At 58.6% G+C, this 11376-nt stretch carries 6 protein-coding genes; all 6 read right to left on the bottom strand.

The window, feature by feature from the left end:
- Window positions 1–134: 134 nt before the first annotated feature.
- Genes baeR through N7922_RS08835 form a run of 6 tightly spaced genes read right to left on the bottom strand, consistent with a single transcriptional unit; the run spans window position 135 to window position 11242 of the window.
- A complete protein-coding gene (gene baeR / locus N7922_RS08810) occupies window positions 135–857 on the bottom strand; it encodes a two-component system response regulator BaeR (RefSeq protein ID WP_263100165.1) in 723 nt (240 codons plus the stop codon).
- Window positions 854–2371: a two-component system sensor histidine kinase BaeS gene (gene baeS, locus N7922_RS08815; RefSeq protein ID WP_263100166.1), complete on the bottom strand. Its 1518-nt coding sequence runs from the start codon at window positions 2369–2371 to the stop codon at window positions 854–856. The genes baeR and baeS overlap by 4 nt, the downstream gene beginning before the upstream one ends.
- Window positions 2368–3783, bottom strand: a complete 1416-nt coding sequence (locus N7922_RS08820) for an MFS transporter (protein WP_263100167.1) — start codon at window positions 3781–3783, stop codon at window positions 2368–2370. The genes baeS and N7922_RS08820 overlap by 4 nt, the downstream gene beginning before the upstream one ends.
- Window positions 3780–6857 (bottom strand): multidrug efflux RND transporter permease subunit MdtC, encoded by a 3078-nt coding sequence (mdtC, locus tag N7922_RS08825; RefSeq protein WP_263100168.1) that lies wholly within the window; start codon window positions 6855–6857, stop codon window positions 3780–3782. The genes N7922_RS08820 and mdtC overlap by 4 nt, the downstream gene beginning before the upstream one ends.
- Window positions 6858–9980, bottom strand: a complete 3123-nt coding sequence (locus tag N7922_RS08830) for an MdtB/MuxB family multidrug efflux RND transporter permease subunit (protein WP_263100169.1) — start codon at window positions 9978–9980, stop codon at window positions 6858–6860.
- Window positions 9980–11242, bottom strand: coding sequence for an MdtA/MuxA family multidrug efflux RND transporter periplasmic adaptor subunit (locus N7922_RS08835; RefSeq protein WP_263100171.1), 1263 nt, complete (start codon window positions 11240–11242; stop codon window positions 9980–9982). The genes N7922_RS08830 and N7922_RS08835 overlap by 1 nt, the downstream gene beginning before the upstream one ends.
- Window positions 11243–11376 lie beyond the last annotated feature (134 nt).

Below are 11376 nucleotides of genomic sequence, written 5' to 3' on the forward strand. Positions count from 1 at the left end.
TGCACGGTCAGCCGGTTTGCTGTGGAGAGAGAACTGATGGGGCGCAATCAGGTGAAAGGGGTTAAAGAAGCGTTTACAGCACTGGCGCGCAAATAAGCGAGTGCCGGGCGGTTAACTCCGCCCGACACACGCGGTTACGCCAGTTTGCAGGCATCCGCTTCCCAGCGATAGCCCACGCCATAGACCGCGCGGATAAAGGATTGCTCTTCGTCCAGCGCTTCCAGTTTGCGACGCAGGTTTTTGATATGGCTATCGATAGTACGGTCGGTCACTACGCGGTAGTCATCGTACAGATGATTAAGCAACTGTTCGCGGGAGAAGACCTTACCCGGTTCGCTGGAGAGGGTTTTCAGCAGGCGGAACTCGGCAGGCGTCAGATCCAGCAGTTTGTTGTGCCAGCTTGCCTGGAAACGCCCCTCATCGACAATCAGCGGGCTTTCATCGTCCATTGCTTGCAGTTCACGCTGCGGCTTGCAGCGACGCAGAATGGTTTTCACCCGGGCCACCACTTCACGTGGGCTGTACGGTTTGCAGATATAGTCATCCGCGCCAATTTCCAGCCCCAGCAGGCGGTCAATCTCTTCGATTTTCGCTGTCACCATAATGATGGGGACATTGGAGAAACGGCGAATTTCACGGCACAGCGTCAGGCCGTCTGTGCCGGGCAGCATCAAGTCGAGCAGGATCAAATCTGGCGGCGTCTGTCGAACATAAGGAAGCACCTGGTCGCCGTGATTGATCAGCGCTGGCGCGTAGCTTGCCGCCCGCAGGTAATCGATCAACAACTGCCCAAGCTTGGGTTCATCTTCCACGATCAGAATGCGTGGCGTGTTTTCGTCAATCGGTAACTCTGTCATACGTCTCTCGATTTTTCGCGTTCAAGCGGTAGTTCAACTGTAATGCTAACCCCGCCAAAAGGCGAGTGCGCGGCATGGATAGCGCCACCGTGCGCTTCCACAATATTCAAACAGATAGCCAGCCCCAGACCTGAACCGCCGCTGGCGCGGTTGCGTGAACCCTCAGTGCGATAAAAGCGCTCAAACAGACGCTTAAGTTGCTCATCGTTCACACCGGGAGCGCTGTCGGCAAAACGCATTACCAGCTTGCCATCCTCGGTGGTGGCCTGAATATGTGTACGGCCACCGCCGTCGGTATAGCGCAGGCTGTTTTCCAGCAGGTTATTGAAGAGCTGCATCAGGCGATCGGGATCGCCAAAGACCGTGGCGCGCGCCGGTGCTTCAAGCGACAGGGTCAGGTTGCGGCTGGCGAAACGCTCGCGGAATGCGCCTGCTGCAATCTCCAGCAGTGTTATCACATCCACCGGCGTGCGCTGATACGCCAGCGCGCCTTCATCGGACATCGAAAGCTGGTGCAGGTCGTTCACCAGTTTAGTGAGTGTGCCGACCTCCGCCTGCAAGGATGCCACCGACTCCGGGGTGAATTGCCGTACGCCGTCCTGTATCGCTTCCAGCTCGCCGCGCAATACCGCCAGCGGTGTCCGCAGTTCATGGGAGATGTCCGCCATAAAATCGCGACGCATCTGCTGGTTTTTTTCCAGCGTGCTGGCGAGCTGGTTAAAGTCCCGCGCCAGCCGGCCTAATTCATCATGGCTACCGGGGGTGACACGGGTGGTGAAATCCCCGGAAGCCAGCTTATGCGTCCCTTCGACCAGCCGTTTGACCGGTGCCAGCAAGCCCCTGGCCAGCGGGAAGGTTGCGATAGCGGCCAGCAAGGTGGCAAGCCCGACAATTAGCCAACTGGTGCGCCGTTGTTGGCGATCAAAATTAATATCGGTATTGCGCGTCAGGCGCTCAATCGGTGAAGCGATCACCCAGCCGACCTGTTGGTTATTCACCACAATCGCCCGGCGTGTGCCATCCTCCGGCACCGGTGAGCGTGGCCCTACCAGCACCTGGGATTGTTGATCAACCACCCAGAACAGGGTGCGCCAGCCGTGCGGAGGCATGCCTGGCGGCCCTCCCGGTGGACCTGGTGGGCCCGGTTCGCGCTCCGGTTCACCGTCGGGGCGGGGGGGCATTTCGTGATCCATGCCAGGCCCGCCATTATTACGACCTGGCCCGCCAGCGCGATCATCTTCGTGCTCATTATCTCTTTCGAACGAGCGCAGGATCTGAAAAATGACCCGATCGTTATTGCGCAAAAACTGCCAGCTACCATTCTGGGCATATTGTTCGGCCAGCGAGTCGCTCAGCATCTGCAAACGCTGTTCGTTACCGCGCTTGATATAGTCGATAAAGCCGCGTTCGAAGCTGATGCGCACCGCCCAGTGCATAGTGATGAGCAACACAATGCAGGTGGTTAAAATAGCCAGAAACAGCTTGGCCGTGATGCCCGGCCGCCAGAATGTCATGATTCTCTCCTTTTGCGACGGGCAATGACGACGTTTTTGCTGGCGTCATCCGGGACGCGGGCAAAGAGTAACGCCGGAAGTGCAATCACCACCGCCATACTGAGGTAAGCGTAAAGAAAAACGTGGTGCGCCACGCCGCTGTCCGCCGACAAATGCTGCGAACCAAATAAGCCCAACAGCAACCCGGCAACGGTCACGCCGATACTCATCGACAGTTGCATCACCATCGACAGCAGGCTGTTGCCGCTGCTGGCCAGCTCATCCGGCAGATCTTTCAGCGTCAGGGTATTCATTGAGGAGAAACGCATGGAGTTGATCATCCCCTGGCAGAACAGCACCACCGGTAGCACGTAGTACCAGCCCAGCAGGGCGGTGGTCATAAACAGCAGGCTTATCAATGCAAGGCCCAGCGTGGAGCAGACCAGCACCCGGCGGTAACCGAACCGGTTCACCACCTGCACGACAATGCGTTTCATGCCCATGCTGCCCAGCACCATCGGGATCATCATTAACCCGGCGTGAAAAGGCGAAAACCCGAGGCCGATTTGCAAAAATACCGGTGTCATAAACGGCAGCATGCCGCTACCTATACGCCCGGCGAAACTGCCCGATAGCCCGAGCGAGAACGAAGGTGTGCGGAACAGGCGCAGGTTAAACAATGCGCCATCGTTGCCTTTTGCATGCAGCAGATAGGTAATAAGCGCTACCGCGCCAACGCCTACCAGCAGGCCCAACATCCACGGCGACAGCCCCAGACCTTTATGCCCGTCGAGCGCCAGCGTCAGCGTCGCCATGCCGCAGGCCAACAGCACAAATCCCACCATATCAAAGCGGCGGGTTTGCAGGGTGTAGTTCGGCATCAGGCTCAGGGTGGCGATAGCTCCGATGATCCCCACCGGCAGATTAATCAGGAAGATCCAGTGCCAGGAGGCATACTCCACCAGAATCCCGCCCAGCGCCGGGCCGACCAGCGGGCCAATCTGCCCCGGCAGCGTGACAAAGGTCATCGCCGCCATATAGTGATCGCGCGGGACGATTTTCATCACTGTCAGCCTGCCGACCGGCACCATCATCGCGCCGCCAACCCCTTGCAGCACGCGGGCCATAACCAGTTGGTCCAGCGTGGAAGCCTGCGCGCAAAACAGTGAGCCGGTCGTGAACAGCACAATGGCGATAAAAAAGATGTTGCGCACGCCTACCCGATCCGCCAGCCAGCCGCTGGCCGGCAGCATGACGGCTACCGTCAGCACATAGGACACCACCACCATATGCATGTGCAGCGGACTCTCCCCCAGACTTTTCGCCATCGAGGGGAGGGCGGTGTTCACAATAGTGGTATCCAGCGACTGCATAAAAAAGCCAAAGGCGACGATCCATAGTTGCCAGCGGATGTTTTTGGGTAGTTCATTCATTCACTAACTGGCTCTCTCTCTTTACGGCTAAAACGCATGCGCAGACGGTCGAAGAACAGATAGACCACCGGCGTTGTGTACAGGGTCAGCAACTGGCTCATCACCAGACCGCCCACGATAGTGATACCGAGAGGCTGACGCAATTCGGAACCGTCGCCGCCGGAGATAACCAGCGGCAGCGCGCCAAACAGCGCCGCCAGCGTGGTCATCATGATGGGGCGAAAACGCAACAAACAGGCCTGGAAGATAGCGTCTTCTGCGCTAAGGTTACCCTGACGCTGCGCTTCAAGGGCGAAGTCGACCATCATAATGGCATTTTTCTTCACAATCCCGATCAGCAACATAATGCCGATAAGCGCAATCAAGCTAAAGGGCGCGTTAAACAGCTCCAGCGCCAGCAACGCGCCCACGCCCGCCGAGGGCAGCGTCGAGAGAATGGTCAGCGGATGCACATAGCTTTCATAGAGGATCCCCAGCACGATATAGACCGTCGCGATCGCCGCCAGAATCAGGATCACCTGTGAGTTCATGGTTTGCTGGAAGATCTGCGCGGTACCGGCAAAGCTACCGCGCACGGTTGAAGGCACGCCCAGTTGGGTCATTGCGCGGTTGATCGCATCGCTGGCTTCCGATAACGACGACCCGGTCGGCAGGTTAAAGGAGATGGTCGACGCGGCGGATAAACCCTGATGATTCACCGACAGCGGCGCGTTGGCCGGAAGCCAGTGGGCGAAGTAGGAGAGCGGGATCGATTTGCCCTCGCTGTTAATCACATACATTTTATCCAGTGCGCTAACGTCCTGGGTGTAACGCGGATCGACTTCCATCACCACTTTGTACTGGTTTAACGGCTGGTAGATAGTCGAAATCTGCCGCTGGCCGAAGGCGTTATTGAGCAGGCTGTTGGTCTCTTCGACGCTGATCCCGAGACGCGACATGGTGGCGCGATCGTAAACCAGGTTCATCTCTGCCCCGTTATCCTGCTGATCGGAGTTGACGTCTGCCAGTTGCGGCAGGGCGGCGAGGGCTTTACGGATCTTCGGCTCCCACTCACGCAGGGCGCTGAGATCATCCGACAGCAGCGAGTACTGGTAACTGGCGTTCGCCTGCCGACCGCCAACGCGAATGTCCTGCACGGCCACTAAAAACAGGCTGGCGCCCGGCTCTTTCGCCAGTTTGCCGCGCAGGCGATCAATCACCTGCTGGGCGGTTTCATGGCGCACACCGCGGGATTTCAGCGTAATAAACATCATGCCGCTGTTTACCCGCGAGCCGCCGGTAAAGCCGGTGACATTGTCCACTGCCGGATCGTCGCGGATGATTTTCATAAAATCCTGCAACTTCACGCGCATCGCCTGGAAGGAGATGCTCTGATCCGCCTGGATGCCGCCCATCAGCACGCCGGTGTCTTGCTCCGGGAAGAAGGTTTTGGGTATGGTGATGTACATCCAGATATTCAGCGCGATGGTGGCAAGCAGCACCAGGCCGACGAGGCGGGCATGGTTAAGCACCCATTTCAGCGAGCGCGCATACTGCTGTTGCAGCGCAATCAACAGGCGGCCCACGCCGCGTTCGCGGGTGCGTTCGCGAGGTTTATGGCTCTTCAGCAGCCAGCCGCACATCATTGGCGTTAATGTCAGGGAGATGGCCAGCGAAATGCCAATCGCCACGGACAGCGTGACGGCGAACTCCCGTAACAGTCGACCGGGTAAACCGGCCATCAGCAGCAACGGCAGGAACACCGCCACCAGCGAGACGCTCATGGAGAGAACGGTAAAGCCCACTTCCCGTGTCCCCTGAAGCGCGGCCTGAAGCGGTTTTGTTCCCGCTTCAAGGTGCCGCGAGATATTCTCCAGCACCACAATCGCGTCATCCACCACAAAACCGGTGGCAATGGTCAGCGCCATCAGCGACAGGTTATTGAGGCTGAATCCGCACAGGTACATAGCGGCAAACGTGCCGATCAGCGAAACCGGCACGGCCACTGCCGGGATCAGCGTCGCTCTGCCGGAGCGCAGGAACAGGAACACCACAAGGATCACCAGTGCCACAGAGATCACTAAGGTCTGCTCCACTTCCGCCAGCGAGGCGCGGATAGTGGGGGAGCGATCCTGGGCAATTTGTAAATCGATGGCCGCCGGAATGGTCTTTTGCAAACCGGGTAAACGGGCGCGAATGCTGTCCACGGTCTCGATGATATTGGCTTCCGGTAATTTGCGGATCATCAGCAAAATCGCCGGTTTGGCGTTGGTCATCCCGGCGTTGCGAACATCCTGCACCGAATCGTTGACCGTTGCGACATCGCTTAAACGCACCGCCGAGCCGTTTTTGTAATGAATGATCAACGGTCGGTATTCGGCGGCGGTTTTCAACGCATCGTTGGTTTGTACCTGCCAGCGGTGCGCGGTATCTTCCACCGCACCTTGCGGTCGCCGCACGTTGGCGTTGCTGATAGCGGTGCGAACGGAATCCAGCGATACGCCCTGGTTAAACAGCGCCTGTGGGTTCAACCCAACGCGCACTGCAGGCAGGGAACTCCCGCCAACGTCCACATCCCCCACACCCTGAATCTGCGCGATGGTTTGCGCCAGTTGCGTGGAGGCAAAATCGTACAGCTCGCCCTGCGAATAGGTGTCCGACGTTAGCGTCAGGATCATAATCGGCGCATCGGACGGGTTAGCCTTGCGATAGGTCGGTCGGCTTGACATACCGCTTGGCAGCAAACTTTGCGCTGCGTTTATCGCCGCTTGCACATCGCGCGCGGCACCGTTGATATCGCGGTCGAAGTTAAACTCCAGAATAATACGCGTACTGCCCAGCGAGCTGGTGGAGGTCATTTCGCTGACCCCGGCAATGCGCCCGAGCGAGCGTTCCAGCGGGGTGGCGATCGATGACGCCATGGTTTCCGGCGATGCCCCGGAGAGCGATGCGCTGACCATGATCACCGGAAAATCTACCTGCGGCAGCGGGGCGACCGGCAACAACCGGAAGCCGAGTATGCCGCACAGGGTGATGGCCAGTGAGATCAGGATCGTCGCCACCGGGCGGTAAATGAAGAGGGCGAAAAACTTCACTTACGCCTCCTCCTCATGCCGGGGGAAACGCTGTTTTGCCCACAATGCCAGTCGGTCAAACAGCAGGTAGATAACCGGCGTGGTGAACAGCGTCAGCACCTGGCTGACCAGCAGCCCGCCGACCATGCCAATCCCCAGCGGGCGGCGTAACTCCGCGCCAACACCGGTACTCAGCATCAAAGGCAGCGCACCCAGCAGGGCGGCCAGCGTGGTCATCAGAATCGGGCGAAAACGCAGCAGGCAGGCCTGGAAAATGGCATCGCGCGGCGACATCCCCTCTTCGCGTTCGGCGGCGAGGGCAAAGTCGATCATCATGATGGCGTTTTTCTTCACAATCCCGATCAACAGAATGATGCCGATGATGGCAATCACATCCAGCTCGCTCCCGGAAATCAGCAACGCCAGCAGTGCGCCCACGCCCGCTGTGGGCAGTGTCGACAGAATCGTAATGGGGTGAATAAAGCTCTCATACAGCACGCCGAGCACGATGTACATCGCCGCCACAGCGGCCACAATCAGCCAGACGGTACTGCCAAGCGCGGCCTGGAACGCCAGCGTACTTCCCTGGAACTGTGTGGTGATCGAGGTCGGGAAGTTGAGCGTTTTTTCACTCTCCATCACTGCCTGCACCGCATCTCCCAGCGAATAACCGTCCGCGACGTTAAAGGAGATGGTCGTGGAGGGGAATTGATCCAGGTGGTTGATACTCAGCGGGGCATAGCGCTGCTCGACTTTCGCAATCGACGAGAGGGGCACCACACCGCCATCGGAACTGGTGAGGCGTACGTTATCCAGCGCCGACAGGCCTGGCGTTTGCGCGGTATCGTGTTCCAGCACCACGCGATACTGATTCGCCTGGGTGTAAATGGTTGAAATCAATCGCTGACCAAAGGCGTTGTACAGCGCATTGTCCACATCCGACATGGTGATGCCCAGACGACTGGCGCTGTCGCGGTCAACGTTGACATACGCCACCAGCCCTTTGTCCTGCCAGTCGCTGCTGACATCGGATAGCTGCGGCAACGCCTGGAGTTTGCTGACCAGTTGCGGTACCCAGGTACTGAGGGCATCCAGCGAGTTTGCCTGGAGCGTGAACTGATATTGCGTGCGGCTAACCTGCGTATCGATGGTCAAATCCTGGATTGGTTGCAGGTAAAGCGACACGCCCGGTACGTTCGCCACTGCCTGTTGCAACCGTTCGATCACCGGCTGAACGCGGTCGTCACGCTCATCCAGCGGCTTGAGGTTGATTTGCAGACGCGCGCTGTTCAGTGAAGGGTTTGTGCCATCGACACCAACAAACGAGGTCAGGCTTTCCACCGCCGGATCGCGCAGAATCACATCCGCCACCTGGCGCTGGCGCTCCGCCATGCTGGCAAACGAGGCCGACTGCGGCGCTTGTAAGGTTCCCTGGATGATGCCGTTATCCTGCACCGGGAAGAAGCCTTTCGGAATCACAATCCACAGCATCACGGACAGCAGCAACGTGCCGATCGCCACGCTCAGTGTCAGCCACGGGTGGTTCAGCACTTTGCTCAGCAAACGCCCGTAACCGGCAATCACGCGCTCAAAGAAACGTTCGGATGCACGAGAAAAGCGATTCTGCTTGCGCAGAGACTCGGCGCTCAGCATGCGTGCGCACATCATGGGCGTCAGCGTCAGAGAGACAATGGCGGAGATCAGGATCGCTATCGCCAGCGTAACGGCGAACTCGCGGAACAGGCGGCCGACGATATCGCCCATAAACAGCAGCGGGATCAGCACTGCAATCAGTGAAAAGGTGAGGGAGATAATGGTAAAGCCAATCTCACCCGCCCCTTTCAACGCGGCGGCCAGCGGTTTTTCGCCTTTCTCGATATAGCGCGAGATGTTCTCAATCACCACGATGGCATCATCCACCACAAACCCCGTGGCGATGGTTAGCGCCATCAGCGTCAGGTTATTGATAGAGAAATCAAGAAACACCATCGCGGCAAATGTGCCCACCAGCGACAGCGGAACGGCGACACCCGGAATAATGGTGGCGGGAATATTTCGCAGGAACAGATAGATGATCATCACCACCAGCGCAATCGCCAGCATCAGTTCAAACTGCGTATCGCTTACCGACGCGCGAATGTTGGTGGTGCGGTCAGAGAGCACCTTAACGGTCACCGACTTCGGCAGGCTTTCGGTCAGTTGTGGCAACAGTGTGCGGATGCTATCTGCGGTATTAATGATGTTGGCACCCGGCTGACGCTGGACGTTCATCACAATCGCCTGCTGTTTATTGGCCCACGCGCCCAGCCAGCTATTTTCCGCGCCCTGTTCAACGGTGGCGATATCGCCCAGGCGGATTGGCGCGCCGTTCTGGTAGGCAATGATCAACTGGCGATACTCTTGCGCCGACTGCATTTGATCGTTGGCAGACAGCGTGACCGCCCGTGCCGGGCCGTCCAGGCTGCCTTTCGCTGAGTTGACGTTCGCATTGCTGATGGCGGTACGGATGGTTTCGCTGGTCAACCCGAGCGCCGCAACCGCTTGTGCATTCAGCTTAACGCGTACCGCCGGGCGCTGACCGCCGGACAGTGTCACCAGACCGACGCCAGACACCTGGGAAATTTTTTGGGCGACCCGGGTTTCCACCATATCTTCCACCTGGGTCATTGGCATTGCGGAAGAGGTGACTGCCAGCGTCATAATTGGCGGATCCGCCGGATTCACCTTGCTGTACACCGGTGGGTTAGGTAAGTCCGTCGGCAGCAGGCTGTTGGCGGCATTGATCGCCGCCTGCACTTCCTGCTCGGCCACGTCCAGCGGCAGGGTTAACTGGAATTGCAGCGTAACCACCGACGCGCCGCCCGAGCTCTGCGAGGCCATCTGTTTCAGGCCGGACATCTGGCCGAACTGGCGCTCCAGCGGGGCGGTGACTGCCGACGTCATCACATCCGGGCTGGCGCCAGGGTAGAGGGTGACGACCTGAATGGTGGGGTAATCCACTTCCGGTAAGGCGGAAACCGGCAGAAAGCGATAGCCGATAATACCGGCAAGCAGGATCGCCACCATCAGAAGCGTGGTGGCGACAGGACGCATAATAAACAGGCGGGAAGGGCCGCCCGTTCTGCCTGGCGGGAGCAGTTGCATCAGGACTGCGCTCCTTTGGCCGGATGTTCACGTTTCGCCGGCATCTCCTGTGCGCTTTTTGCCTCTACTACTTCTACTTTTGCGCCTTCGGTCAGGCGGTCGATACCGTCAGTGACCACGCGATCCCCGGCGGATAGCCCGGCGGCAATGACCACCTTCTGGCTGTCCTGAATACCCGGTGTGACAATGTGTTTGCTGACCTGACTTTTGTCGTTCAGCACCCAGACGAAGTTGCCTTCATTACCCATTTGCAGGGCGGCGGCCGGGATCACCACGGCATTCTGCTCGGTGGCGACCAGCATCCGGGCGTTGACGAACTGGTTCGGGAACAGCGCGTCATCCTGATTGTTAAAGCGCGCTTTAAGCTTGATGGTGCCGGTGGTGGTATCAATCTGGTTATCCAGACTGAGCAGCGCGCCGGTACTCAACTTCTGTTTGTTGGTGCGATCCCAGGCTTCGACGGCCAGCGATTGTCCGGCTTTTTGCGCCTGCACCACGGTGGCGATATCGCTTTCCGGCAGCGTGAAGACCAGATCTATCGGGTGTGTTTGCGTCAACACCACAATGCCGGTGGTGTCGCTGCTGGTGATCTGGTTGCCGATATCCACCTGTTTTAAACCGACACGACCGGAGATGGGCGCGGTGATGCGGCTCCAGTCGAGCTGAAGCTGCGCACTGGCGACAGACGCTTCATCGGCTTTTACCGTCCCTTCGGACTCGCTGACCAGCGCTTGCTGTGCATCAAGATCCTGGCGGGAGACGAGGCTGGTTTTCACCAGTTGTTGGTAACGGGCGAGATCGCGACGGGCATTGGCCAGCGTGGCTTTATCTTTCGCCAGTTGGCCCTGCGCTTGTGCCAGCGAGACCTTGAATTCGCTCGGATCGATTTCCGCCAGCAGGTCGCCCGCCTTCACCTGTTGACCTTCCTGAAAGTGAAGGGCCAGCAACTGACCGCTGACGCGGCTGCGCACTGTTACGGTGTTCACGGCGGTAATGGTGCCAAGACCGGAGAGATAACGCGGCACGGACTCTGTCGTGGCGACAGCCGCCTGCACGGGCGGCAATGCTCCGCCACGCATACCGTGACGTCCACCGCCGCCAGGTCCGCCACCCGGTCCGCCGGGCCCCGGTTCCTGGGAAGCGGCTTGCCCGGTCGCGGTGGAAGAGGCGTCTTTATGACTGAAGTGATACCAGGCGGCGCCGATCGCCGCGATGACCACGGCCGCGACAATTGCGCGGCGAAACGTAACACTGCCTTTCATCGTAATGCGTATCTCATCCTGAAAACCGTTGCCGGAATAATACTAGTTTAGTAACGGTATGCCGTAGAAAAATGGAGGAAAAATGAAACACTGTCTGGAAACGTTTGTCAGGAATGGTAATTTGCGATAAGGCG

This window comes from Kosakonia sp. ML.JS2a, assembly GCF_025642095.1.
In the GTDB taxonomy this organism is placed as follows: domain Bacteria; phylum Pseudomonadota; class Gammaproteobacteria; order Enterobacterales; family Enterobacteriaceae.